The organism is Nonomuraea mesophila (assembly GCF_004352805.1).
Taxonomy (GTDB): Bacteria; Actinomycetota; Actinomycetes; order Streptosporangiales; family Streptosporangiaceae; genus Nonomuraea; species Nonomuraea longispora.
This window is the reverse complement of record NZ_SMLD01000019.1, coordinates 43,112-67,090: the sequence shown is the minus strand read 5'-3', so window position 1 is coordinate 67,090 and position 23,979 is coordinate 43,112. Positions and strand designations below refer to the sequence as shown.

The following is a 23,979-nucleotide window of genomic DNA, read 5'->3' as shown; positions in this document are numbered from 1 at the left end:
GAGCCCACGTCATGCCGGGGACCTGCTCGCTCAGCGACGTGTATCACCCTCGATGCTCGCTGTCCCGGACCGCGCTGGAAGGTGACGCGTAACCCAGGAGCGGAAGGAAGACCTCGTCGGTGACAGCGGTCAGGTCGGCATCGGATGGGCGGATTCCGAAGACCACGAAGTCGTCGCGCAGCAGGCTGATCGGCAGGGTTATCACTCGGCGCGGCCAGGGGCCGGGCGGGATCTGGCCGCGTTCGGCCGCGCGCTCCAGCACGGTGGCCATGGCGTTCGACAGGGTGGAGCCGGCGATGAGGTCCCGCAAGCGTTGTGTCAGCCGCGGGTCGTTGGCCGTGTCCGCGATCAGTCCGGAGACGGTGTCGCGGCGGGTGTTGGCGAGGTTCGTCTGCGCCTGGCGCAACAGGGCCAGCACATCGTCGCGCAGGTCGCCGGTGTCGGGGACCGGCACGTCGGCGAACCGGCTTCCCAGGGTGTCCAGCACCAGCTCGGGCAGGCTGCTCCAGCGTCGGTACAACACGGGTTTGCTGGTGCCGGCCCGGTTGGCGATGCCGCTCATCGTGGATTTCGCGTAACCCAGTTCGGCCAGTTCTTCGCGGGCCGCGTCCAGGATGGCGTCTTCGAGCTCGGCTCCCCGGCGGCGCGACATGGTCGCGGCTGTGGACGGGTCTGTCCTCGGTGTGTTCGGCATCACAGCTCCCCAAGAAACCTTGCGTTTCCTAGTCGCCGAGCCTATCGTGAGAACAAGAAACCAATGGTTTCTTATCTCGAGAGGTGACCTCATGACACACTCCGCCACCCAAACTCCCCCGGCATACCCGATGCCCCGCTCCTGCCCCTTCGGCCCGCCACCGCAGTACGAACAGGTCAGGCGGGAAGCACCGATCTCGCGGGTGACCCTGCAGGACGGCAAGCAGGCGTGGCTGATCACCGGGCACGCCCAGGCGCGGGAGTTCCTCGCCAGCAACAAGATCAGCTCGAACCGCGCCAACCCCGGGTTCCCGCAACTGGTCCCCGGGGTCGCCTCGGTGCCGCTGAAGGGCACCATCGTCGCCATGGACCCGCCGGAGCACTCCCAGCACCGGCGCATGATGACCAATGAGTTCACCGTCAAGCGGGTCAAGCAGATGCGGCCGGAGATCCAGCAGATCACCGACCGGGCCATCGACGACATGCTGGCCGGACCGCGGCCGGCCGACCTGGTGGAGGCCCTGTCGCTGCCGGTGCCGTCGCTGGTGATCTGCGAGCTGCTGGGAGTGCCCTACGTCGACCGCGGCCAGTTCCAGAGCAGAACCAAGATCATCCTCAGTCGCAACTCGACAGCCGAGCAGCGACGTGACACCGCACTGTGGTTGCGCCAGTACATCAACGGCCTGGTCGTGGGCAAGGAAGCCGAGCCGGGTGAGGACCTGCTGAGCCGGCTGATCGCGAAATACCGCGACATCGACGCCTACGACCGCGAGACCATGACCGGAATCGGGCTGCTGCTGCTGGTCGGCGGTCACGAAACCACCGCCAACATGATCTCGCTGAGCGTGGCCTCGCTGCTGGACGATCCGAAACTGCTGGCCGGGTTGCTGGAGCGGCCCGAGCAGTCCCCGCAGCTGGTCGAAGAGCTGCTGCGGTTCCACTCCATCGTCGACAACGCCACGTCCCGGGTGGTGGTCGAGGATTTCGAACTGGACGGCATCGCCTTCCGCGCCGGCGACGGCGTCATCGTGGCGGCCGCGGCCGCCAGCCACGACCCGGAGGTGTTCGCGCACCCGGACCGGATCGACGTCGACCGCGGCGCCCGCCACCATCTGGCCTTCGGTTTCGGGATCCACCAGTGCCTCGGACAGAACCTGGCCCGGCTGGAGCTGGAGATCGTGCTCAACACGTTGTTCGCACGGATCCCGAACCTGGCGCTGGCAGACCCCGTGGAGCGCGTGCCGTTCAAGCACGACGCGCTCGTCTACGGCATCCACCGGCTGCCGGTGACCTGGTAGCCGAAGGGGACACCTAAATGAAGATCATTCTGGACCGGGAGAAATGCTGCGGCTCGGGCCAATGCGTGCTGACCGCCCCTGCGCTCTTCGATCAGGGGGAGGAGGACGGGCTCTCGGTCCTGCTGCGACCGTATGCTGACGCGGAGCAACACGAAGCCGTCCGGCAGGCGGTCCTGGTGTGCCCAGGCCGGGCGATCTCGATCGAGTGATCACCATTGTGGACACGATCGTCATCGTGGGCGCGTCCGCGGCGGGGATCAGCGCCGCGGACACCCTGAGACAACGCGGCTTCACCGGCCGGATCACGCTGCTGGGCAGCGAATCCCATCTGCCTTATGACCGGCCGCCCCTGTCCAAGCAACTGCTGTCCGGCCTGTGGGAACCCGGACGGTTGTGGCTGCGCAGCGCCCAACAGCTGGCCGAGCTGGACCTGAACCTGCGGTTGGGCACCACCGCGACCGGCCTGGATCCGTGCCGGCGTGAGATCGCGCTGGCCGAAGGCGAGCCGGTCGCCTACGACGGCCTGATCATCGCCACCGGCGCGGCCCCACGGCGGCTGCCCGGAGACGACCTGGCCGGCGTCCACCATCTGCGCACGCTGGACGACGCGCTGGCACTGCGACGGCGGATGCGGCCGCGATCGCGAATGGTGGTCATCGGCGCCGGGTTCATCGGCGCCGAGGCCGCCGCGGTGGCTCGCGACATCGGCCACTTCGACGAAACTTGCGACCTCGGGGTGCGGCACGGCGATCTGTCCGAGCGCAAATTCGTGGCGGTGTACGGCCGCGACGGTCGGGTGGTCGGCGCCATCGGGGCCGGCATGCCGAAGCAGCTGCGGGAAGCCCGCCGCCTGATCGTCGAGCAGGCCGAGTTTCCTGCTGAGGCTCGTACGTAGCTTGACCAGGCGTGGGCTTCCACACGGAGGAAGTCGTTGCCGTGCACATCGAGAGTTCACAGAGAGCTGTTCTGGGGCTGGTCGCGCGGACCAGAGCGGGTGGCTCTGTTCCAGGCCAGCAGTACCGGCACTCCCGCGACCAGCCCGGCGGCGCCGGCGATCGCCAGGCCGTGCTCCGGTCCGGCCGCTTCGACGAGGAGACCGCCGAGCAGGATGCCCAGCCCCTGGGCTGCGACCATGCCGGAGGAGGCCAGGCCGACCGCCTGCCCCCGGCTCTGCGTCGGTGCGATCCTCACGTACTCCGCGTTGGCCGCCACGTTGTAGCCGGTGAGCACCCCGCACACCGTCCACAGGAGCAGCAAGGGCACGTAGCCGGGGTCCGCCGCGCTGGCCACCAGGGGCACGCTGGCCGCCACCGCCATAGGGGCCATCAACGCCATCCGCCGTGCTTCGGACAGGAATCTGGACAGCACGAACACGCCGATGACGTTGCCCGCGGGCAGGGCGGCCATGAGGAGCCCGGCTTCGGCGGTGCCCAGGCCGAACGAGGCGGCGTACGGCACCGCGATCGCCTCGGGGATGACATGGAAGCCCGACAGCATGGCCAGGCCGAGCAGGCTGCGTAACGCGCGATGCCCGGCCACCAGCCGCAGCCCGCCGAGCAGGGAGATCGGCTGCTTTCCTGCGGCTGCCGGGCGGCGGGCCACCGTGGCCAGGGTGAGCATCGCGGCGGCGGCGAACGTGGCCGCGTTGATGAGGATGGCCGTGTCCGCGCCGACCAGCGCCACCACGATGCCGCCGCCGGCGAAGCCGAGCAGCGTCACGACCTGGTCGCTGAGCTGGTGGACCGCCACTCCGGTCTGGTAGAGCTCGCGGGGCAGCACGTCGGGGGTCAGCGAGATGCGCGCCGCCCTGCTCGGCGAGTCGAGCAGTTGGGAGGCGAAGACCAGGGCGCACAACGCGGGCAGCGGGAGGCCAGGCAGCGCGACGGCCCCGATGAGGACGGTCCTGATCACATCGCAGGCGATCGTGACCTCGCGCCGCGGGTAGCGGTCGGCCAGCCAGCCCAGCGCGGGCCCGCCGACCAGCGCGGGCACGAACGTCATCGCGTAGACGAGCGTGGTGACGGCGGCCGAGCCGCTGCGCTCGTAGGCCAGGACGGCCAGCGCGACGCGCGCCAGCTGGCTGCCCGCTCGCGACAGCAACCCGCCCAGCCACAAGCCGCGAAACTCGCCGATCGCGAGCACTTTGGCGTACATCGATCCCGCCCGATCCTTCTCGGCTGTCCTCGCCGCCCTCGACGCACCCGCACTCGGCAGGTCCTGCCCCGCTTCACAAGCCCGCACGGGCGGGCACCGGCCTCCGCGGTGGGTGATGGCCCGCCTGCGCGTCGCAGCCGCCACCACTCCACCGCGGGATCACCTCATCAGCTCCAGATGGGATCGCGTCGCATGGCCCACACCTCCCTTCGAGACGGGTTCTGGCTGGTCGGTCGCCGTTGAAGCTGTCGGCGTCCGGGATTCGTGTCGGTACCCGGCCGAACTCACGGACCAGTGATCGTGATGTACGTCCAGACGCGGCCGGGCTCGGGCAGGACGCACCGGCCGGGAGCCGACTCGAAGGATGATGCGCATCATGTCCTGCTCACCAGGTGACCGGGAGTTCGTGGATGCCGTAGACGACGGCGTCGTCCTTGAACGGAACGTCCTCCGTCGGTACGGCGAGCCGCAGGGCGGGGATGCGGCGGAACAGCGTGTCGAAGACGATCTGCAGTTCCATCCTGGCGAGGTTCTGGCCGAGGCACTGGTGCGGGCCGTAGCCGAAGGCGAGGTGATGGCGGGCTCCGCGCTCGATGTCCAGTTCGGCTGCGTTCTTGAACGCCGCCGGGTCCCGGTTGGCCGACAGGGCCGAGACGATGACGCCCTCTCCGGCCTTGATGCTCACCCCGCCGGTCTCCACGTCTTCGGTGGCCACCCGGGCGGTGACCGTGTCGGTGATGGAGAAGTAGCGCAGCAGTTCCTCCACGGCCGCGGGCGTCCTGCCCGGGTCGGCCTTGATCAGGGTCAGCTGTTCCGGGTGGGAGAGCAGCCCGAGCACGCCGAGGGAGATCATGTTCGCGGTGGTCTCGTGTCCGGCGGTCAGCAGCAGGAAGGCCTGGCTCACCAGGGCCGTGTGGTCGAGGGCGCCGTCCTGGCGTTGCCGGGCGATCTGCCGGCCGAGCAGGTCGTCGCCGGGTTCGGACTCCTTGCGGGTGACCAGGTCGTCGAAGTAGGCGCGCAGTTCGGCGAAGGCTCGCAGGCGGTCTTCCAGCGAGGTCAGACTCACCATCATGGTGGTGCGGCTCTGGAAGAAGTCGTGGTCGGTGTAGGGGACGCCGAGCAGTTCGCAGATCACCAGGGAGGGCACCGGCAGGGACAGCGCCCGCACCAGGTCGACCGGGTGCCGGTCGGCTGCCAGCAGTTGGTCGATGAAGTGGTCGACGATGTCCTGGACGCGCGGGCGCAGCGCGGCCAGCCGCTTGACGGTGAACTCGCCGACCACCGGGCGGCGGGCCGCGGAGTGTTCCGCGCCGTCCATGCCGAGCATCACCGGCGGCTGGCTGCGCTGCAACTGCAGGGTCGCGGGATCGACGTTGAAGAGCGGATAGCCGTCGTTGCGCCGGTCGGAGGAAAAGCGGGGGTCGGCGAGGACGGCGCGGGCTTCCTCATGCCGGGACACCCACCACGCTTCGCCGCCGCTGGTCAGGCGGACCTTGCTGATCGGCGCCTGCTCGCGCAGTTGCTCGTAGGCGGCGGGCGCGGCGAACGGGCAGCCACGCTCGACCGGCAGCTCCACGTCGGTGGCTTCGCCGGTAACGCTGTTCGTCGTCATGAAGGACCTCCAGTAATGGATCTGACGGAGTGTGGGGTGTTCGTGGCGGCCCCGGGCGGCGTGAACTCGTTGCCGGTGTTCATCGCAGGGTGAGCGAGGTCTCCGATGCGATACGGGTCAGCTTCTGCGGGTTGCGGACGTAGTAGAGGCCGGTGATGCGGGCGTCCTCGACCCGGGCCGCTATGACGCCGTCGATCTCGCCGTCCACGCGGACGAGGAGCGCCGGGTTGCCGTTGACCACGGTGGGCTCGCCGGCGAGCGCGATCTGGGCCTTGCCGAGACCGTTGACGATCAGGCGGGCCACCTTCCCGGCACCGGTGATCGGCTGCGGCGCGGCCTGCTTGACGCCGCCGCCGTCACTCAGCAGGACGACCTGCGGGGCCAGCACGTCCAGCAGGCCCTGCAGGTCCCTGGTTTCGAGTGCGCGCTGGAACGACTCCAGCACCGCCCGGGCCTGGCTCGGGTCGACCGCCTCGCGCGGGCGGCGGGCCTCGACGTGCCGGCGGGCACGGTGCGCGATCTGACGCACGGCGGCGGAGCTCTTGCCGACGGCGGCCGCGATCTCCTCGTGACTGATGCCGAAGACCTCGCGCAGCACGAAGACGGCGCGTTCGGTGGGGGAGAGCGTCTCGAGTACGAGCATGAGCGCCATCGACACGCTCTCGGCGAGCTCGACGTCCTCGGCCACGTCCGGCGCGGTGAGCAGCGGCTCAGGCAACCAGGAACCGACGTAGTCCTCCTTCAGGCGCCTCATGGTGCGCAGCCGGTCCAGCGAGCGCCGGGTCGTGATCCGCACGAGGTAGGCGCGCGGGTCGGACACCTGCTCAAGGTCGACCTTGACCCACCGCAGCCAGGTTTCCTGCAGCGCGTCCTCGGCGTCGGCCGCCGAGCCGAGCATCTCGTAGGCGACGGTGAACAGCAGGTTGCGATGGGTGAGGAACGCCTCGGTCGCCGGGTCCGTCCGGCCGTCGCCGGCCATCGGCTCGGCTGTGCCCCTCGTCGTGTGCCTGCGCTCGTCCATGCCCGGCTCCTGCCTGCTCACCGCATTCCTGCCCTGTGCATAAGGCGCCGGCGCCCACCGTTGTGTGACACCCGTGCCCGGTGACACACGTCATATGGCCGCGCTGTCACAAAGTTCGGGGCTGCGGCGCCGCATGGTCAGGAGGCCGCGCGAACGTCGTACGCGGCACACCACTGTCGACGGTGGCCCCGCCCCCGCGCAGCCGCCACCGCAGGAACGAGGAACGGAAAGCCATCATGAGCAAGGTCTGGTTCGTCACCGGTTCGTCCCGAGGCCTCGGACGTCAGTTCGTCGAGGCCGCCCTGTCGCGCGGCGACAAGGTGGCCGCGGCCGCCCGCAACGCCGCAAGCCTGGACGACCTGGCCACCGCCTACGGCGAGGCCGTGCTTCCGCTGGAGGTGGACGTGACCGATGAGGCCGCCGTCTTCACGTCAGTGAAGCGGGCCGCCGAGCACTTCGGCCGTCTGGACGTCATCGTGAACAACGCCGGCTACGCCCAGGTCGGCGCGGTCGAGGAGCTGACCGCCAAGCACCTGCGCGACCAGCTGGAGACCAACCTGTTCGGCGCGCTGTGGGTGATCCAGGCCGCGCTGCCCTGCCTGCGCGAGCAGGGCTCGGGGCACATCATCCAGCTGTCCTCGGCCGCCGGGGTCATGGCGATGCCGCTCAGCGGCGCCTACAGCGCCTCCAAGTGGGCCCTGGAAGCGCTGAACGAATCCCTCGCCCAGGAGGTCGCCGAGTTCGGCATCAAGGTGACCATCATCGAGCCCGGCGGCTTCGCCACCCGGGACGGCAAGAACCCCGACCCCCTCGCCAACGGCCACCTGGCCGAGCCCGACCCGAACTACGACGCCCTCCGCCGGCGTATCGCCTCGTTCGCGGGCAAGCAGCCCGCCGGCGACCCGGCCGCCGCGGCCCAGGCACTCCTGAAGATCGTCGACTCCGACACCCCGCCCCTGCGGGTGCTCTTCGGGCAGGGCTTCTACCCGATGCTCCAGCAGGTCTACGCCGACCGGCTCAAGACCTGGGCCGACTGGCAGGACCTCTCCGCACAGGCGCACGGCACCCCTGACAAGGCAGATCGGTGAGCCAGGGCCAAGCCTGCTCACCGCAACCGACCGACAGGAGCACCACATGAAGCACCGCATCGTCGTCCTCGGCGCCGGCTACGCCGGGGCCTACGCGGCCGGGAACCTGGTCCGCCGGCTGTCACCGAAGGACATCAAGATCACCGTGGTCAACGCCGTGCCGCACTTCGTGCAGCGCATGCGGATGCCCCGGGTGGCGGCCGGCGAGGAGATCGAGGCTCCGAAGCTCGCCGACGTCTTCGCGAACACGGGCATCCGGCTGCGCCTGGCCCGCGTCACTGCCATCGACCCCGAGCGCCAGGTCGTCTCCGTGGCCGACGCCGACAGAGGGGGCGGCGAGCTGGGCTACGACACCCTCGTCTACGCGCTCGGCAGCCACGTCGCCGACCACGGAGTCCCCGGCGTGGCCGAGTACGCCTTCGACGTCACCGGCCGGCCCTCTGCGCTGCGCCTGCGCGAACGCCTGGACAGGCTGGGCGCAGGCGGGAACGTGCTGATCGTCGGTGACGGGCTGACCGGCATCGAGACCGCCACTGAGATCGCCGAAGCCCGGCCAGGCCTGTCGGTGACGCTCATCGCCCGCGGCGAGCTCGGCGCCCGGCTCTCCGCCGGAGCCCGCGCCCACCTGCGCCGGGCCTGCGACCGGCTGGGCATCACCGTCGTGGAGCACACCAGCGTCGAAGCCGTCCAAGCGACGAGGGTGCGGTGCGCCGACGGCACCACCCTGGCCTCCGACGCGACCGTGTGGACGGCCGGCTTCGCGGTCCCTCCCCTCGCCACCGCCGCCGGGCTGGAGGTCACCGGCAACGGCCGGATCGTCGTCGACCGCACCATGCGCTCGGTCTCGCACCCGAACGTGTACGCCATCGGCGACAGTGTCCATGCCATCGGCGACAACGGCCGGCCGATGCCGATGTCCTGCGCGTCGGCCGGTTACACCAGCCGGCAGGCCATCGAGGCGATCGTGGGACGCCTGACCGGCCGCACGATCACCCACACCAAGCTGGTCTACACCTACAACCACATCAGCCTCGGGCGGCGGGACGGAATCATGCAGTCGATCGACGACGAAGGGCGGGCAAAACCGACGTACCAGGGTGGCCGCAAGGGCGCGTACGTCAAGGAGAGCATCCTCAGGACGGCCCTGTGGGCCACCTCCCATCCCACATACGGCCTGCCCAAGCGCAAGCACCGCCTGGCCGCCGCACCGGACACGATCGCCGAGAAGGCAGGTCGCGTCGCCGCCTCGTAGAGTGTGATCCGCGCGGCCGACACCGCCCCTGATCGATGTCTCGGGCCGTCGCCGACCTGCGCGACGATCACCCCGGCCCCAGCTCCGGCCTCGGCTTGAACGCTGCCGACGTCGAGGCCAACTGGGGCCTCGACGTGCGGCCGGCTCAATCCTGGATTGTCGGGCGGATGACGATCTCGCCGATCTCCACGTCCGGCGGCTGCTCGATGGCGAAGGCGACAGCGCGGGCGACCGCTTGCGGTGCGATGGCGTACCGGTCCATGTTGCGGCGGATCTCCTCACGGACCTCGGGGTCGTCGATGGAGCCGGCGAGTTCCGTGCGCACGTAGCCCGGTGAGACCGCCGTCGTCCGCAACACGCCGTCGGTCGACTCCTGCCGCAGCCCTTCCAGGAGGGTACGTACGGCGTTCTTGGTCGCGGCGTAGACCGCCATGGTGGGTGTGATCTTCAGCCCGGCGGTCGACACCGTGGTCACGAGGTGGCCCTGCCCCTGCTCGCGGAACACCGGCAGCGCGGCGGCGATGCCGTGCAGCACACCGCGCAGGTTGACGTCGATCATCGCCGACCAGCCGGCCACGTCGAGGTCGGCCACAGGACCGATCTTGCTGATGCCGGCGTTGCCCACCAGCACGTCGAGCCGCCCGAACTCCGTCACGGCCAGGCCGACGAGTCGTTCGAGGTCCTCGCGCTCGGTGACGTCCACGGCGCGGGCGATGGCGCGCCCGCCACGGTCGCGCATCTGGCCGGCGATCCGGTCGAGGCGGTCCGTCCGCCGTGCGCCGAGCACGACGGCGGCGCCCCGCTCGGCGAGCAGGTGCGCGGTGGCCTCGCCGATCCCGCTGCTCGCCCCGGTGATGGCCACGACCCTGCCCATGATGGCTGACATAAAAGTTATCCTCCGCAATAAAGTGGACACGTGTCCGGTTGGCTGCTCCCACCGTACCGGACACGTGTCCGCTTAACCGAACTCGTCATGCAGAGGACCGATGAACGCACCCCGCCGCCGAGCCGACGCCGCCGAGAACCGCGTACGGATCCTCCAGGCCGCACGAGAGGTCGTCGCGAACGCGGAAGAGGTGAAACTCAATGAGATCGCCAAACGGGCCGGCGTCGGGCAAGGCACCCTCTATCGCCACTTCCCGACCCGGGAGGCCCTGCTCGCCGAGGTCTACCGCAAGGACGTGGACGACCTCGTGGCCGCCGCGCCGGCCCTGCTCGCCGAGCACTCGCCGCTGCCCGCCCTGGCCCGCTGGCTGGACCGGGTGGCCGAGTACGCGAAGATCAAGCAAGGGGTGTTCGCGGCCGTCGAGGCGGGGCTGTGGCAGGACCTGTCCGCGCACAGCCTCGGCCCGATCGGCGAGGCACTGTCCACGCTCCTCGACGCGGGCAAGGCCGGGGGCACCATCCGCCCCGACATCGACGCCCGCGACGTCATCCTCCTCATCGGCTATCTGACCCGCCTGGAGCCCGCGGAGTGGGACACGCGCGCCCACCGCCTCCTGCGCGTCATCCTTGACGGCCTGCGCCATCACCCCTGACCGGGTTCCGCTGTGCGTGCCGCGGTGGGCACCCGCCAGGCGTCCGAGCCGAGCACCCGGCGCCAAGGCGGGTCACTGTCACCCCAGCAGCGCCTCGAGTTCGGGAAGCCGGCCGAACAGTTGGGGGAGGCCGCGCACCCCGTCGCGTACCGACTCGTGCGACAGCGCGAGGTCAGGGCCGGTGCCGGCCTCGACCCCGGCGAGGCAGCGCAGGATGTTCCACCGCGTGTGCCCCAGCCAGCCGCTGACCAAGAACACGAACCAGCTCGGACCCCACGGCGGCAGCGCTCCGCCTCCTGCGACGTAGCCGTCGAGGACCGAGCGGAAAATGGCGGGCTTCTGACGGATACTAAAGACAAGGCATTACACGTATCATCGCCGTCTAGATAAATCAGCTATCAGAATCTGGAATTACAGCACGTCGAGAAGGTGCCCAGGCAACCCGAGTGCGGACCAAACTTCACGTTCACCCAAGCGGCTCCGCCGCCGGTTTCCCATGATCTGGAAAAAGCTCAAAAGACTCTTGATCGACCCTTCCGGCATGAGAGACAGCAGTGAAACGAGATCAGAGCTGTCGCGAGAATATGGGCCGCCACGACTCGAGATCGCCTCAGCGAAATAGACTGCAACCGTAGGGGAGCTAACTAGAATAGGAGCAATCTCGTGTTGCAGGCTAGCCACATCAAAGCCGCTCTGCAGCAGTATCAGAAGCTTTGCGCAGCGAACCGCCGGTGTATCAGTATCCGAAAGATTTTCTGCAAGCGCTTGGATCAACCGACCAGCGCTTGAGTCTGTTCGCTCAGTCTGCGAAAGTGGAATCAAGAGGCCTTGGAGTTGAGTATTACTGGCGAATATCTGCTCAATATTTTCGGCAAGCCTGTCGCGACGTCCAGGAAAGAAGTATAGAGCATCTCCCGGATCGAGTGTGGCAAAACTATCGGACCACCGCCTGTCTGTTAGATCAAGCACTCCAAGGAATTCCCACAACATGCTAGTAACATAGGAATTCTTTGCGAGTAGGTCATAGATAATGTTGTCTAGATGAGGAATTCGACGGGTGGGAGCTCCCCTCAGAAGTGCTTCGATTTCGCGTTCGATTAACCAGTGCCCTAACATGTTACGGATGGGCCCTGGCGTAGCAGCAGTGTAGGCACTTACCACGTTCGGAATAGCCGACTTCTGGATACGCGAAGGGCCCATCATCGACTGTATAGGGAGCAGATACAAGTGTGGTTCGTCATCCAAAGTCAGAATTGGCTCAGCATCGAGCAGCTCCGAGATGTCCAGTCCCTCTCGATGCCATCTTTCCTCTAAACGGATCCAATCACCGGACATTCCGAACTTTCCTGAGTGTACACATTCAGCCACCGCGCTCGGAGCTGCTCCGGCGCTCACCGCATTCAGACACTCAGCGAGTGGCCAGGGATAGCGCCGATAAGCTTGCCTACTGATAATCTGGGCCAAGAAAGGATCGCCAAGTGCATTTATTAGACTCGCCAACATTTCATGATTAGGATTCAGGCAGAAGTCGCCGGCATCCTTTATCCACCTCCAAGCGGGGGTCGAAGTTGGAAAGTCGGGAGGCGGAACTAGGTTACTCGATCGAGATGGATGCGCTGACCTTAGGCTAGCTAGACTCCCAATGAGCCTGCCACCCTGCTTAAGATTTACAGTGACGGCATGCGACTCACTCAGTGAAAGAAAATGGCCAAGCTCATACTTCGCATACCACGCGAGCCAAGGGGGAGCCTTCGATAGCAACCACGGCCCATACGTGCGTGGTTCCTGATGAGCGTGTGGCATTGAGAATGATTCCAAGACCGGCCCTATAGCGGCTTGGCTCGGGAACTCTTCAAGCAAGCGATCGGCGAGCCATTCGTCTTGTATCCCTTCGGCGTTAATGAGAGAACGGAATACGTCGGGGCGAGAAATATTGTCTATAATAAAAGCCCTACCTGCCTCCGCTACCTTGGACTCAGATTGGTCTAGTAATAGAGCAAGGCATTGCCACGCGCTCCTGAGGCTGATCTCGTTCCTGCTTTCCAAGCGCTTTTCTATCTCCTGCATGAATATAGCATCAGTCTGCGGAAGATAAATGTCGGCTAACCTACGGACCGTGTGCGCTCCAGGCTTGTCCAGCAATTGTAGAGCAAGTCGAGTGAGCGACCCACGCTTCTTCGGCTGGCGTCGAGCTGGCCCATCTTCGAGGAGATCTAATGCCAGGTCGGACCCTCCCAAGATTGTCGGCGATATCGGATCATCGGGATCGTCGTTCATGTTCACGCATATAGATTCAATCGTGTCCCGAAGATATTGACGTTCCTCGAATACGCGACCTGCGGCGAAGAGCAGGACGTTGCGCCAGTTACTTGATGCGGCCACTTCTTTGAGGCGCGCCTGCACTTCGTGGTCGCTGCCTTCCATGAGCCCTTCGGCGGCCATGAACTCTTGAAGGGAGCGAATCTCGAAACCTACTTGTCCCAGCTCAAGGCCTACAAGGAATACCAGCCGCTGTCCAGCGGCCTCTATAATATCCTTTTTTAGCTGGACGAGAGCCTCGCCCTCATAGCCCTCCTCGATAAGATACTCTTCAACCATCTTTGTGAATTGCTCAGTAGTTAAGCGAGCTTCTGTCCCACCCGATCGTTCGCTTTCCGTTTGCAGGAGAAGGCCGACTCGCCTATGAATTGCGTGAACTTCAGTCGAATTCTCTTTGAGAACGCGTACTGAAGGAATGTCTCGCTCCGTCTCCCTATGGAAGATAAGCTTGTAATACTCCCGGAACAGGGCCCAGCGCTCCTCGGGGGGCTGTCCTATCCTATCCACAAGTAACGTGATGATCGTGACTTGCAGAGGACTGCGCATCAATCGCGCTGTAGCTGGTGTTTCTACGGCCCGCTGCAGCCGCGAGCAGACACGAGCTAACCGATCATCGTCGCTGCCGAAGCGCACCTCGGCTAGCTTTTTTCCGTAAAGTAGAGCCGTAGATTTATCTAGAGGAATAAGATAATGGTGGCTATATTGGGCAGGCGAGAAGTCATCATTATATCCCTGCGGACGACTAGTCGCAATAACTAGCGCATCTATTTCGCTCGTGGCAACATCTACCCAAAAATCACTTACAGCACCCAGGACATCGTCGCGATTTGTTGAGCCAGGAACTTCGTCTAGGCCATCCAACACTAGAACGCATGGGTATTGCTCTAGTAGCCTTTGGACCTGAGCTTGGCTTACGGTTGTTCCTGCGCGCTTGGAAAATTTGAGAGCGAGAAACTCGAGGAGCCCATTCACAGTATTTTCGGCAAGAGCTGCAGCGAATTCACTTAAAACAACTCGAAATGGTATGCGGCGCGCCGTTTGGGTTAATCCCTTTCCTCGTTGCCAGGTAGAAATTACGGCGGCGAGCGTTTCGCGGGCCTCAGGGCTCAGAAGTTCGGGAGAAACGTCCGAAAGAAGCGATGCTCGGAATAGTTGGCATACGTACTGCCCGACCGTAGTCTTCCCCTGCCCTGGTCCACCAATCAGAACATAGCGTCCAGGGGTGGGCCCCGTGTGAGGCATTGGAACATTATTTGAGGTAGCGAATAAGTTACGCGCTTCATCAATTATGAATGCGACAAATTGCCGGGATGTAGCAGAGTGTGCTCGCTCTCTTGCTCCATCTACGGGTTCTACGCTTGTAGGTAGGTCGATAAATACTTGCGAGAGAGGTATCGCTTCATCGGCGGAATTCCCCGCCTGTTCCAGGCGTGCATATTGATCTCCGACTAATTCCTTCTGCAAGAAGTTCACAAGAAGGTTATAGTAATCCTTGCTTGCTCCCTTTAAGTGGTCCGACAGTTGTGCAAGAACATCTCCGGGTGTTATCCACGCCGCATATGCGCGACGAACACCCTCATTGATGTCTCTGTCGATAAGTATCCGAATCTTGTCGTAATCCCAGATGTCATACCCTCGCAGATTGTGTCGGTTGGCAAACTGTCGCAGAAGTGATAAAAGTTGATCTTTGCTGCCTGTGCTGTCAGTTGGGGTTAGAACTACATTGGTGGCAAATATATAGTAGGCAGGCATCTTGCGTGAGGAGTCTTTTTTGCTGTATTCTGCCAGTTCTTTCCGTAAGGCCTTAAGGGCCCACTGGCCGTCGTGGCGCGAGGAGCGGGTGCGGCTCAGAAACTTTGCTTGAATAACGCCGTATCCGGACCACTTATCGTCCTTTGGGCCATAGTCGGTTAGGCCATCGAAAGTGGCCTCGCGACCGCCATCGGGGCCATCGCCGAATGGGGTGACTAATGTTGATATTTCGCCAACCGCTAACGCTTGAATGAGGTGCTCAAAAGTTCGGGTAGAGAGCCCATCCAGGCGGTAGTCGGTCATGTCTCCCCTCTCGTTACATGGCTATCGCGAGATTCGGCGCAAGCGTTACATTCCCCGAACCCGGCCTGGAGAGCCGATGGCCGTAATCAAACGTTTGTACGAAGCACTTTCTCTGTGTAGCCGAATGCCCGATGAGTTGCGGAACTAGGAGGGCCTGCAAGATCGTGGCAGGGTGGTGTGGGCAGCAGTGCAGCCACCTCGAACCTTCAGGTTCGAGGTGGCCACCGCACGTTCTATTAATGAGCAGTGAGGATTGGAGCGTGTGTCCCGGTCGACGCGACGAGGCGCTCACCTGTGAATGAGGGACTCCAACGCTCGCCGCAACTCTTCCACCTGGGGCGCGGTGTTCGAGTAAGAAGTAATCAGGTCCAGGTGATTGGTCGGCTCGTCCAGCAGGATGCACCAGGGCTGCTGGGCCAGGGCACGCGCGATGTGGGCGCGCTGGCGTTCGCCGCCCGAGAGAGTCTTCCACGCCCTGGATCTCAGGCTGGTCAGGTCGAGGCGTTCCAGCGCGGCGTCGATGACGAGTCGGTCGGTCCGGTCGAGTGCCTTCCACGGGTTGCGGAACGGAGTGCGGCCGAGCGCGACGACGTCGGAGACCTGCAGGTCACTGTCGGAGTCGGCGGACTGCTCGACGTAGGCGGCCTGCCGCGCGATCTGGCGGGCGCTCCAGCCCTGGATGTCCTGGCCGTCGTAGCGGATGACGCTCGTAGTCGGTTTGCGCAGGCCCGCGATGCAGCGCAGCAGGGAGGACTTGCCGGAGCCGTTCGGGCCGATGAGGCCCAGGGTCTCGCCCGAGGCGATGCGCACGGTGACGTCCCGGACGATGGTCTTGCCAGGAACGCCCCACGACAGGCCCTCGACGTCGATGTTCACAGCTCACCTCGCTTGCGCAGGACCAGAAGGAACAGCGGGACGCCGAGCAGCGCCGTGAACACGCCGACCGGCACCTCCTGCGGGGCGAAGCTGACGCGGGCGAGCGCGTCGGTCCAAACCAGGAAAATCGCGCCGGCCAGGGCGGTGAACGGAAGCAGCACCCGGTGCAGCGCGCCGGCGAACGCGCCACCGGTCACGGAGAAGGCGCCCGAGCCCAGGCCGAGGACGACGATCGCCACCACGCCGGTGGACGCCCCGGAGGAGATCCCCAGCAGGTAGGGGTCGGCCAGCGCGTTGCGGGTGACCGCCTGTAACACCGTGCCGCACAGCGCGAGCCCGGCGCCCACCAGCGCCGCAAGCAGAACACGGGGCACGCGCAGGTCCCAGATCAGCGAGTCGCGCAGGCCTGGCAGCGGTTCCACCGGCAAGCCCAGACGGGTGCCGAAGACGCGGCCCAGATCGGTGACGCTGACCTCGGAGGTGCCGATCATGATCGAGGCCGCCACGGAGACGATCAGCAACCCGATCCCTGCCAGGAACAGCACCGGTACGGGCGCCCGCGGACGGTCCGGCGGAGCAGGGCCCGGGTCGCCGGGCGACCGGCGGTCTCTGGCGGTGGGGTGGAGAATCGACAGGTCGACGGTGTCAGCGGACATGGCCGTGTTTCCGCAGCCCTTCGACTAAGAGACCGAGCGTGTTCACCGTCCGCACCGACGGGTCCATCTCGATGCCGGGAACCTCCACGATGCGGTTCTCCTTCACGGCGGTGAGCTGTGCCATCGTCGGGTCCTTGCGGATCACCCCGAGTTTCTCCGCCGCGCTGTCGCCGGGCGCTCCACGCTCGGACAGGTCGCCTATCACGATGATGTCAGGGTCACGTTCGGCGATCTCCTCCCAGGACACCTCGGGCCAGTCCTCCTTCACGTCGTCGAAGGCGTTGCGGACGCCGACCAGCTTGCCCATCGCGCTGGGCATGCCGCCGTTCCCCGCGACGTAGGGCAGACCCGCGTACACCGAGTACAGCCAGACAACTGTGGGTTCGCCGGTCACGCTGGACCGGACCTTGGCCGCCTGATCGATGGCATGGCGCTGCTCGGCGATCAGCTTCGCGGCCCGGTCCTCCACGCGGAAGATCCTGCCCAGGTTCTCGTAGTCCCGCAGCAGCAGGTCGAACGGGGTCAGGCTGGAATCGGAGGCATCCGGGCAGTCCACCGCGCTCACATAGGAGGGCAACCCGAGCTGGTGCAGCTCTTCGCGGGTACCGACCCGGTCCTTGGTGTACAGCGCGGTGAAGGAGGAGACGACCAGGTCCGGGGTGGCGGCACGGAGTTGCTCAGCGGTGAGGATCTTCGGATTGAGTACGGGGACGCCGTCGTAGGCGCCCTGGTACTGCGGTGCCACCCTGGTCTTCAGGTTAGAGGTGCCGACCATCCGGTCCTGGAGCCCGAGAGCCAGCAGGGTCTCGGTCGAGGATTGATCCAGCGTGACCACGCGCTCCGGAGGGCCGGTGAACGAGAGTTCCTGACCGCAGCTTCCCACCGTCACTGATGCCGCGGGAGCGGCCGGCGATGGTGATGGGGGATCGGCATCGCCACCGCAGCCGGTCGCCGTCAGAAGCAGCACGAGCCCGGCTAATACCACGGTTTCGCGGGGTTTGCGGGAGACCCTCATAGATTCAGAATGATAGTCGTTATCACTATTATCTTGTCGAGATCGTCCTCAATGCCCCGATGCCAGGTTCGTACGGAGTACCGCTGTGACCGCACTGACGCCCACCGACACGGAGGCGTCCCTGCCTCCCATACGATCCATCCTGCGCGAGAGGCGATTCATCCGGCTGTGGTGCGGCACCACGGCCTCGGGGCTGGCGACCTGGGCGCTGCCCTTCGTCCTCGGGCTCGCGGTGCTGGACCGTACGCTCACCGCCGCCGGCCTCGGGATCGTGCTGGCCACCCGCACCGTGGGCTTCCTCGTCGCGGTGCCGATCAGCGGAGTTTTGGCCGACCGGTACTCGCGGCGGGCGGTCGTGCTGTGGGCCGGGCTGGCCGCCGCGCTCGCCACCCCGTTCATCGTGCTCGGTCTCGGCCGCTCTGTCCTGCTCATGGCCGTGGCGGCGGCGGTGGTCGGCGCCGGTCAGGGGGCGTGCCGGCCCGCCTTCCAGGCGCTCACCGCGGAAGTGGTCGACGGCGAGCGGCGCCAGCAGGCCAACGCCGCCATGACGCTGGCCGTGCGCGTCACCACCCTGGTCGCGCCGGCGGGCACGGCGTTGCTGGCGGCCGTCCTGGACGCCTGGTGGTTGCTGGTCGGCACCGGGTTGCTGTGGGCGGTCGCTGCGCTGCTGCCGCCTCGGGGCCTGCCTGGCCCAGAGCGCGCAGCCGAGCGTGCGCGGTTCTTCAGGGAGTTCGGCGAGGGCGTGCGCGAGGCGCGGCGGCACCCGTGGTTCCTGGCCGGGCTGGGCGCGCTGGCGGCTGTCATCTTCACCGGCTACTCCGCCACCGGAGTGGCGCTGCCGCTGGTCAGCCGCGACCGCTACGGCACCGAGGCGGTCCTGGCGGCGGCGCTCACCGCCTACACCCTCGGCGCGCTCGCCGGGGCCGTCCTCGTGGCGCGGTGGAAGCCGCGAGCCAAGGGCTGGGCCGCGCTGACCGGTCTGGCGCTGTACGGATTCGCGCCGCTCAGCCTGCTGCTGCCGGTGCACCCGGCGGTGGTGTTCGCCGCCTACGCGCTGGCCGGGCTGGGCATAGAGGTGTTCAACGTGCCCTGGTTCACCGCCACCCAGCGCGAGGTGGAGCCGCGGCTGCTCGCCCGGGTGTCGTCGCTGGACTTCCTCGTCTCCTACGGCCTGGCCCCCGTCGGCCTCGCCTTCCTCGCGCCCGCCATCGACGCCTTCGGCTGGGAGCCTGTGCTGGCCGTCTGCGCGCTGGTGTGCTTCCTGGCCCCGGCCGTAGCCGCCGCGGTGCCCAGCAGCCGTGACTTCTCCCGCGGCGGGAGGAGTTGAGATGTCCTTCGGCGTCGTTCCGGCCCGCGTCGACGGCCACAGCCCGGATCGTGCCGGTCACCTGCTGGCCGAGACAGGCGCGGTCATCCTCACCGGACTCGCGCCCACTCCGGACGCGCTCGTCGTGGCGGCGGCGCTCGTGCTGGGGCACCGGCTGCGGCAGGTGTTCCCGTACCGCAGCAGGCCGACCCGCGACTCAGGCCCGGTGCACCTGCACGCCGACAGCTTCGACGTGGTCGTCGACGTGGGCGGCGTACCTGCCCGCCGGCGGGATCCCGACGAGGACTACGTCTTCATCCAAGCCGTCCGTACGCCCGACGCCGGCGGGGAATCCTTCGTCGCCGACGCCTACCGCTTCGCCGACAACCTGCAGCGGCATGACCCGGACCTGTGGGACTTCCTCACCGGTGCCGACGTCGACCTCTATGGAGCGTGGGCGAACGTGCGCGGGCTGCCCGCCACTCCGCGCGTCGGCAGGCACGTCGAATACACCCGCACCGGGCGGCGTATCGTCCGCCGCGTCGAGGGGGCCGTACCGCTGCACCGCGACCCTGACGCCGAACGGACACGCGAGCTGATCGGCCGGTTCGACGAGGCGGTGCAAGACATGCACGCGGCGTTGCCCAGGTTCACCCTGGCCGAGGGCGAGACGCTGGTGCTGGACAATTACCGCTGCTGGCACGGTCGCGACGCGCACACCGGGGAGCGCCACGTCCGGATCCTGACCGTCCGCAGCGCCGACGCCCGCTGATGGAGCCGCCGCCCGATCGCTCCCAAGCCGGGAGCGATCGGGCGAGGGCGTCACGGCATGACTCTGGCACACCCGCTAGCGCTGTCCGGCCTTCATCGTGGTGGTGGCGCCGACCTCCGTCCGGATCCGGTGAGTTGGGCGGCCATCAGCGTGGTGCAGGCGCCGGGCAGCGTCGTGCCGTACCGGAAACGCACGTTGGAGAAGGCGAGGTGCGGGGTGATGGGGCCCGGAGGCGGTTCGGTGACGCGGTCCGTCACGGGCGTGGGGGTGTTCACATGCATGATCTGGCGCTCGTGCACGGGGGAGAGCGCGCTGACGGCCGGTACGGGTGCCACGGGGGAGTCCTGCCATGGACTCTGCTTGGCAAGCTCGCCTCCTTGGCCGCGAACGTGGCCGTCGCCGAACCCATACTCGTCGGCCGCGTGATCGCTGCCCAGCGGCAGCACCCTCTCGCAGATCGGGTCGCTTCGTCAAGACAGTCGGCCTGTCCGGCCGCCTCGATACCGCTCCTGGCTCTGAGCCGCTTCTGAATTCCGAGCTGCACTTCGACAGCGCCAGAAAGAGTCTGGGGACGGCCCGGGGCCGATGACCTCCTGTTCGTCTGGAGACAGGAGGCGAGCGCCAGGCCGAGGCTCCGGCGAGACGGTTGGCGGCCCTGCCGCCACCCATGCAACGCGACGCCGTGACCTCCACCGGCCAACGTGCCGAATTGCTTCACGACCAGGGCCGCCTGTGCGACGGCGATGACCCGCCGCACGTGTGTGCCCCCGTTCGGAGGTTCTCGGCTGATCTCCACCACGGCGACGAGCGGCGCCAAACCGGCAAGCAACCTGAGGCCGGTCAGGATCGCACAGCCGATCACGGCGGCGCTGGCAAGAGCCGGCACCGACTACACGGTTGAGCTGGACATATCCCCACCTTCCAGGGGTTCAGCGATGGTCACGTCGGCACATTCGTGAGGAAGCCGGGCTGATCGGTGCGCTCTCGCGATGGTATGGTCTGGCGAAAATGATTCTCATTTCAGGAGTCGTTCTTGGGATCGTTCTCTGCGACAGGACCCCCGGCCACCGAAGCGCAGCTCCCCCAGACGCCCGCCGACCCCACGGCCGAAGATCCCCCATCCACGACGAGATGGCCGATGCCGTTGATCGTCTTCGCGCTGGTCTGCGCCCTTGCGGTGTCGGTGCTGCTGGCGATCGGTCTGGGCGCCGCGGCCGTGCCGCCTGGGGAGACTCTCCGTTACCTGTGGGTGGCTCTCACCGGTGGGTCGATCACGGCGGACGAGGTGACGGCGTACCAGATCATCTGGCAGGTGCGGACCCCGCGTGTGGTGCTGGCGGTGCTGGTGGGCGCCGGGCTCAGCGCGGTCGGTGTGGCGATCCAGGCCATGGTGCGCAACGCGCTGGCCGATCCGTTCGTCCTGGGGGTCTCGTCGGGGGCGTCGGCGGGGGCGGTGCTCGTCAGCGTCTCCGGCGCGCTCACCGTGATGGGGATCTACGCGGTGTCGGCCGGGGCGTTCCTGGGGGCGCTGCTGGTCAGCGTCCTGGTCTACCTGGCTTCGCGTGGCGCGGGCGGCCTGATGCCGCTGCGGCTGGTGCTGACAGGGGTGGCGATGGCGTTCGGCTTCCAGGCGGTGATGAGCATGATCGTGTATTTCGCGCCCGATGGCGAGGCGACGAGCACGGTGCTGTTCTGGTCGATGGGCGGTTTCGGGGCGGCGACGTGGGGAGCCCTGCCGGTTGTGGCGGCTGTCACCGTGGTCTCCGTCGTGGTGCTGCGCCGGCTCGGCCGGAGCCTCGACGTGCTGGCGCTGGGCGATGAGACGTCGGTGAGCCTGGGGGTCGACACCGTCAGGCTGCGCCGAGGGTTGTTCGTGCTGACGTCGCTGGCCACGGGGGCGATGGTCGCGGTCAGCGGTGCGATCGGGTTCGTCGGGCTGGTGATGCCGCACCTGGTGCGGCTGTGGGTGGGGGCGGCGCACGTCCGCGTGCTCACGATCGCTCCGCTGGTGGGAGCGATCTTCATGGTGTGGGCGGACCTGGTGGCGCGGACGTTGGTGGCGCCTCGGGAGCTGCCCATCGGAGTGATCACCGCGTTAGTGGGTGTGCCGGTGTTCGTCGTGCTGCTGCGCCGCCGCGGCTACCTGTTCGGAGGCCGGTGACGATGAGCCTGCTACTGGACGAGATCTCCGTCTCCATCGATGGCGCCGCCATCGTCAGGGATCTGAAGCTGACGGTCGAACCGCGGCAGATCGTGGGGCTGGTCGGCCCCAACGGCTCGGGCAAGACGACGGCGCTACGGTGCGTCTACCGGGCGTTGCGGCCCACGGGCGGCGCGGTGCGGATCGACGGCCAGGATCTGCACGGCATGCCGCTGCGCGACAGCGCCCGGCTGATCACCGCGCTCACCCAGGAGGGAAGCGCGGATCTGGATTTCACCGTCGAGGAGATCGTCGGCCTCGGCCGTGCTCCTCATCTGCGCGGTAACCGGCCGCTCAGCGCGCGCGAACGAGAGCTGTGCCGTCAGGCCATGGCGCGCATGGAGGTCCTGCACCTGGCGGGGCGCGGCGTGCTGTCGCTGTCCGGCGGTGAACGCCAGCGGGTGCTGGTGGCCCGCGCCCTCGTTCAGGAGCCGCAGGTGCTGATCCTGGACGAGCCGACCAACCACCTCGACCTGCACCACCAGATACGGCTGCTGTCGATGCTCAGGGAGAGCGAGCTGAGCGTGCTGGTCACCCTGCACGACCTCAACCTCGCCGCGTCCGCCTGCGACCGGCTGGCGGTGCTGTCCCAGGGAGGGCTCGTGGCCTCTGGATCGCCTCGCGAGGTCCTCACCGAAGCCCTCCTGCGCGACGTCTTCGGCGTCGAGGCGAGGGTCGTCCCCCATCCGCTCACCGGAGTCCCCCAGGTGCTCTACGACCTGGGCTCGGCCACCTCAAGGGAAGGAACCCCCGCGTGACCACGCGTTTTCCGTCTCGTCTCCGCCCGCTGGCGGCCTCGGCCATCGCGGGCATGCTGCTGCTCGCCGGATGCGGCGCGCAGGTGGAGGGCGGCTCCGCGGCCGCCAGGAAGGTGACGGTCAAAAGGTGCGGGCAGGAGGTCGAGTACACCCTTCCGCGTCGCGCCGTCGTCTACGAAGGCGGCAGCGCGGACAAGATGTTCGCGCTCGGGCTCACCCGGCATGTCCACGGGTACGTGATGCCGCCCGCCAACCCGCCGGTCCAGGAGTCCCCCTGGGCGGCCGAGTACGCCAAGGTCAAGTTCCTCAGCGACGACCTCCTCAACCGCGAGCTGGTCGCCGACGCGAAAGCCGACTTCGTGGTCGCGGGGTGGCGTTCCGGTTTCAGCGATCAGCGCGGCATCACCCCGGCCATTCTCGACGGCCTGAAGATCCAGAGCTTCATGCACGCGGAGTCGTGCTTCAACTATCCCGGCTACCCGGAACGCGTGACGCCGTTCGAGGGGCTCTACACCGACCTCGAACGTCTCGGGAAGATTTTCGGAGTCGAGGGCAAGGCGCAGTCCCTGATCGCCGATTACCGCAAGCGCGTCGAGGCCGTGCGGGCCCAGGCGCCCAAGGGCGACCCGGTGCCGGTGTTCCTGTACGACTCCGGCACCGACAAGCCCTTCACCGCCGGCAGCCAGGTGCCGCCGAACGACATCATCCGCTTCGCCGGCGGCAGGAACGTCTTCGGGGACCTGGACGCACGCTGGACGGAGGTCACCTGGGAGGCTGTCGTCGAGGCCAAGCCCGAGATCATCATCATCCTCGACTACGGCGACAAGCCGGCGCAGGAGAAGATCAAGTTCCTGAAGGAGTTCCCCGCCACGAGCAAGCTGCCCGCCGTCGTCAACGACCGGTTCCACATCCTCGACTACAACGAGGGCATCAGCGGGCCGCGCAACATCGACGGCCTGGAGAAGTTCGCCGCCTACCTCCGCGAACTCGACAGATGACCAGCACTTCGGTGCTGCGTGACCCCGCCTTCGTGCGGTTGTGGGCGGGCACCACGGCGTCCGGGCTGGCGACCTGGGCGCTGCCGTTCGTGCTCGGACTGGCGGTGCTGGATCACACGCTCACCGCCACGGGCCTCGGGCTCGCCCTGGCCGCCAGGACGGCGGGCTTCCTGGCCGCGGTTCCGGTCGGCGGGGTGCGCGGCGGCTCCGCCGCCGGCCGCGCCACCCTCGTCATCGCCCACCGTCTGTCGACCATCCGCGAAGCCGACCACATCGTGCTCCTGGAAGAGGGGCGCGTGGCCGCCGAAGGCCCCTACACGGAGCTCGCCGAGCGGCTGTCCCGCCTCTTCGCGCCGCAGCCTTCCTGA

The 23,979-nt window shown here is 67.0% G+C and carries 23 protein-coding genes; 12 read left to right on the top strand and 11 right to left on the bottom strand.

What is annotated here, in order from left to right:
* Window positions 1-43: 43 nt before the first annotated feature.
* Window positions 44-694, bottom strand: a complete 651-nt coding sequence (locus tag E1295_RS10460) for a TetR/AcrR family transcriptional regulator (RefSeq protein ID WP_166427165.1) — start codon at window positions 692-694, stop codon at window positions 44-46.
* Between the two features lie 91 nt (window positions 695-785).
* Here E1295_RS10460 and E1295_RS10455 point away from each other — a divergent pair, with 91 nt between their 5' ends.
* From E1295_RS10455 to E1295_RS10445, 3 genes are read left to right on the top strand one after another with little or no spacing between them, the layout of a single operon-like run.
* The gene (locus tag E1295_RS10455; RefSeq protein ID WP_220448640.1) at window positions 786-1,991 is read left to right on the top strand and encodes a cytochrome P450; all 1,206 of its coding nucleotides are present in this window, start codon (window positions 786-788) and stop codon (window positions 1,989-1,991) included.
* A 17-nt stretch (window positions 1,992-2,008) separates the two neighbouring features.
* Window positions 2,009-2,200 carry a ferredoxin gene (locus tag E1295_RS10450; RefSeq protein ID WP_132630039.1) on the top strand — a complete coding sequence of 64 codons (192 nt, stop codon included), beginning with the start codon at window positions 2,009-2,011 and terminating at the stop codon, window positions 2,198-2,200.
* Window positions 2,197-2,886, top strand: a complete 690-nt coding sequence (locus E1295_RS10445; RefSeq protein ID WP_220448639.1) for an FAD-dependent oxidoreductase — start codon at window positions 2,197-2,199, stop codon at window positions 2,884-2,886. Before E1295_RS10450 ends, E1295_RS10445 begins: the two co-directional genes overlap by 4 nt.
* Window positions 2,887-2,942: 56 nt before the next feature.
* Here the strand turns inward: E1295_RS10445 and E1295_RS10440 are convergent, their stop codons facing one another.
* The 3 genes from E1295_RS10440 to E1295_RS10430 form a co-directional block, all read right to left on the bottom strand.
* Window positions 2,943-4,145: an MFS transporter gene (locus E1295_RS10440; protein ID WP_132630038.1), complete on the bottom strand. Its 1,203-nt coding sequence runs from the start codon at window positions 4,143-4,145 to the stop codon at window positions 2,943-2,945.
* Between the two features lie 385 nt (window positions 4,146-4,530).
* Window positions 4,531-5,757: a cytochrome P450 gene (locus tag E1295_RS10435; RefSeq protein ID WP_132630037.1), complete on the bottom strand. Its 1,227-nt coding sequence runs from the start codon at window positions 5,755-5,757 to the stop codon at window positions 4,531-4,533.
* 79 nt (window positions 5,758-5,836) lie between these two features.
* The gene (locus E1295_RS10430; protein WP_246079960.1) at window positions 5,837-6,736 is read right to left on the bottom strand and encodes an RNA polymerase sigma-70 factor; all 900 of its coding nucleotides are present in this window, start codon (window positions 6,734-6,736) and stop codon (window positions 5,837-5,839) included.
* A 278-nt stretch (window positions 6,737-7,014) separates the two neighbouring features.
* On the opposite strand from E1295_RS10430, the gene E1295_RS10425 reads away from it, so the two are divergent.
* Both E1295_RS10425 and E1295_RS10420 read left to right on the top strand, forming a co-directional pair.
* Complete coding sequence (locus tag E1295_RS10425) at window positions 7,015-7,866, top strand: SDR family NAD(P)-dependent oxidoreductase (protein WP_132630036.1); 852 nt, start codon at window positions 7,015-7,017, stop codon at window positions 7,864-7,866.
* A 46-nt stretch (window positions 7,867-7,912) separates the two neighbouring features.
* The gene (locus E1295_RS10420) at window positions 7,913-9,118 is read left to right on the top strand and encodes an NAD(P)/FAD-dependent oxidoreductase (protein ID WP_132630035.1); all 1,206 of its coding nucleotides are present in this window, start codon (window positions 7,913-7,915) and stop codon (window positions 9,116-9,118) included.
* Between the two features lie 145 nt (window positions 9,119-9,263).
* Here E1295_RS10420 and E1295_RS10415 read toward each other — a convergent pair whose 3' ends face one another.
* A complete protein-coding gene (locus E1295_RS10415) occupies window positions 9,264-10,004 on the bottom strand; it encodes an SDR family oxidoreductase (RefSeq protein ID WP_132630034.1) in 741 nt (246 codons plus the stop codon).
* 100 nt (window positions 10,005-10,104) lie between these two features.
* Between E1295_RS10415 and E1295_RS10410 the strand changes: the two genes are divergently transcribed.
* On the top strand, window positions 10,105-10,656 hold the full coding sequence (locus tag E1295_RS10410; RefSeq protein WP_132630033.1) for a TetR/AcrR family transcriptional regulator: 552 nt from the start codon (window positions 10,105-10,107) through the stop codon (window positions 10,654-10,656).
* Window positions 10,657-10,734: 78 nt separating this feature from the next.
* Here the strand turns inward: E1295_RS10410 and E1295_RS10405 are convergent, their stop codons facing one another.
* The 5 genes from E1295_RS10405 to E1295_RS10385 all read right to left on the bottom strand — a co-directional run bounded on the left by E1295_RS10405 (window position 10,735) and on the right by E1295_RS10385 (window position 17,451).
* Entirely contained in the window at window positions 10,735-10,914 is a 180-nt protein-coding gene (locus E1295_RS10405; protein ID WP_220448638.1) for a hypothetical protein, read from the bottom strand.
* Between the two features lie 153 nt (window positions 10,915-11,067).
* On the bottom strand, window positions 11,068-15,030 hold the full coding sequence (locus E1295_RS10400) for an NACHT domain-containing protein (RefSeq protein ID WP_132630032.1): 3,963 nt from the start codon (window positions 15,028-15,030) through the stop codon (window positions 11,068-11,070).
* A 288-nt stretch (window positions 15,031-15,318) separates the two neighbouring features.
* Window positions 15,319-15,906 (bottom strand): ABC transporter ATP-binding protein, encoded by a 588-nt coding sequence (locus E1295_RS10395; protein WP_132630031.1) that lies wholly within the window; start codon window positions 15,904-15,906, stop codon window positions 15,319-15,321.
* Window positions 15,903-16,562 (bottom strand): iron chelate uptake ABC transporter family permease subunit, encoded by a 660-nt coding sequence (locus tag E1295_RS10390; protein ID WP_132630030.1) that lies wholly within the window; start codon window positions 16,560-16,562, stop codon window positions 15,903-15,905. Before E1295_RS10390 ends, E1295_RS10395 begins: the two co-directional genes overlap by 4 nt.
* Window positions 16,552-17,451, bottom strand: coding sequence for an ABC transporter substrate-binding protein (locus E1295_RS10385; protein WP_220448637.1), 900 nt, complete (start codon window positions 17,449-17,451; stop codon window positions 16,552-16,554). Before E1295_RS10385 ends, E1295_RS10390 begins: the two co-directional genes overlap by 11 nt.
* Window positions 17,452-17,662: 211 nt before the next feature.
* Between E1295_RS10385 and E1295_RS10380 the strand changes: the two genes are divergently transcribed.
* Window positions 17,663-18,904, top strand: coding sequence for an MFS transporter (locus tag E1295_RS10380; protein WP_425465335.1), 1,242 nt, complete (start codon window positions 17,663-17,665; stop codon window positions 18,902-18,904).
* Window position 18,905: 1 nt separating this feature from the next.
* Window positions 18,906-19,655 (top strand): TauD/TfdA family dioxygenase, encoded by a 750-nt coding sequence (locus E1295_RS10375; RefSeq protein ID WP_132630028.1) that lies wholly within the window; start codon window positions 18,906-18,908, stop codon window positions 19,653-19,655.
* Window positions 19,656-19,747: 92 nt separating this feature from the next.
* On the opposite strand, the gene E1295_RS48610 is transcribed toward E1295_RS10375, so the two are convergent.
* Window positions 19,748-19,990, bottom strand: coding sequence for a hypothetical protein (locus tag E1295_RS48610; RefSeq protein WP_166427164.1), 243 nt, complete (start codon window positions 19,988-19,990; stop codon window positions 19,748-19,750).
* Window positions 19,991-20,793: 803 nt separating this feature from the next.
* Between E1295_RS48610 and E1295_RS10365 the strand changes: the two genes are divergently transcribed.
* The 4 genes from E1295_RS10365 to E1295_RS52390 are packed head-to-tail and all read left to right on the top strand — an operon-like array spanning window position 20,794 to window position 23,979.
* A complete protein-coding gene (locus E1295_RS10365; RefSeq protein ID WP_132630026.1) occupies window positions 20,794-21,816 on the top strand; it encodes a FecCD family ABC transporter permease in 1,023 nt (340 codons plus the stop codon).
* Window positions 21,817-21,818: 2 nt separating this feature from the next.
* A complete protein-coding gene (locus E1295_RS10360) occupies window positions 21,819-22,613 on the top strand; it encodes an ABC transporter ATP-binding protein (protein WP_132630024.1) in 795 nt (264 codons plus the stop codon).
* Between the two features lie 53 nt (window positions 22,614-22,666).
* Window positions 22,667-23,611: an ABC transporter substrate-binding protein gene (locus tag E1295_RS10355; protein ID WP_132630058.1), complete on the top strand. Its 945-nt coding sequence runs from the start codon at window positions 22,667-22,669 to the stop codon at window positions 23,609-23,611.
* A complete protein-coding gene (locus E1295_RS52390) occupies window positions 23,608-23,979 on the top strand; it encodes a hypothetical protein (protein WP_425465334.1) in 372 nt (123 codons plus the stop codon). Before E1295_RS10355 ends, E1295_RS52390 begins: the two co-directional genes overlap by 4 nt.

Coding starts and splice junctions, on each gene's coding strand:
- E1295_RS10390 (WP_132630030.1), bottom strand. CDS start 16,562: ATGTCCGCTGACACCGTCGACCTGTCGATTCTCCACCCCACCGCCAGA.
- E1295_RS10455 (WP_220448640.1), top strand. CDS start 786: ATGACACACTCCGCCACCCAAACTCCCCCGGCATACCCGATGCCCCGC.
- E1295_RS10425 (WP_132630036.1), top strand. CDS start 7,015: ATGAGCAAGGTCTGGTTCGTCACCGGTTCGTCCCGAGGCCTCGGACGT.
- E1295_RS10415 (WP_132630034.1), bottom strand. CDS start 10,004: ATGTCAGCCATCATGGGCAGGGTCGTGGCCATCACCGGGGCGAGCAGC.
- E1295_RS10435 (WP_132630037.1), bottom strand. CDS start 5,757: ATGACGACGAACAGCGTTACCGGCGAAGCCACCGACGTGGAGCTGCCG.
- E1295_RS10355 (WP_132630058.1), top strand. CDS start 22,667: ATGCTGCTGCTCGCCGGATGCGGCGCGCAGGTGGAGGGCGGCTCCGCG.
- E1295_RS10375 (WP_132630028.1), top strand. CDS start 18,906: ATGTCCTTCGGCGTCGTTCCGGCCCGCGTCGACGGCCACAGCCCGGAT.
- E1295_RS10460 (WP_166427165.1), bottom strand. CDS start 694: ATGCCGAACACACCGAGGACAGACCCGTCCACAGCCGCGACCATGTCG.
- E1295_RS52390 (WP_425465334.1), top strand. CDS start 23,608: ATGACCAGCACTTCGGTGCTGCGTGACCCCGCCTTCGTGCGGTTGTGG.
- E1295_RS10420 (WP_132630035.1), top strand. CDS start 7,913: ATGAAGCACCGCATCGTCGTCCTCGGCGCCGGCTACGCCGGGGCCTAC.
- E1295_RS10410 (WP_132630033.1), top strand. CDS start 10,105: ATGAACGCACCCCGCCGCCGAGCCGACGCCGCCGAGAACCGCGTACGG.
- E1295_RS10450 (WP_132630039.1), top strand. CDS start 2,009: ATGAAGATCATTCTGGACCGGGAGAAATGCTGCGGCTCGGGCCAATGC.
- E1295_RS10440 (WP_132630038.1), bottom strand. CDS start 4,145: ATGTACGCCAAAGTGCTCGCGATCGGCGAGTTTCGCGGCTTGTGGCTG.
- E1295_RS10365 (WP_132630026.1), top strand. CDS start 20,794: ATGCCGTTGATCGTCTTCGCGCTGGTCTGCGCCCTTGCGGTGTCGGTG.
- E1295_RS10360 (WP_132630024.1), top strand. CDS start 21,819: ATGAGCCTGCTACTGGACGAGATCTCCGTCTCCATCGATGGCGCCGCC.
- E1295_RS10430 (WP_246079960.1), bottom strand. CDS start 6,736: ATGGCCGGCGACGGCCGGACGGACCCGGCGACCGAGGCGTTCCTCACC.
- E1295_RS10400 (WP_132630032.1), bottom strand. CDS start 15,030: ATGACCGACTACCGCCTGGATGGGCTCTCTACCCGAACTTTTGAGCAC.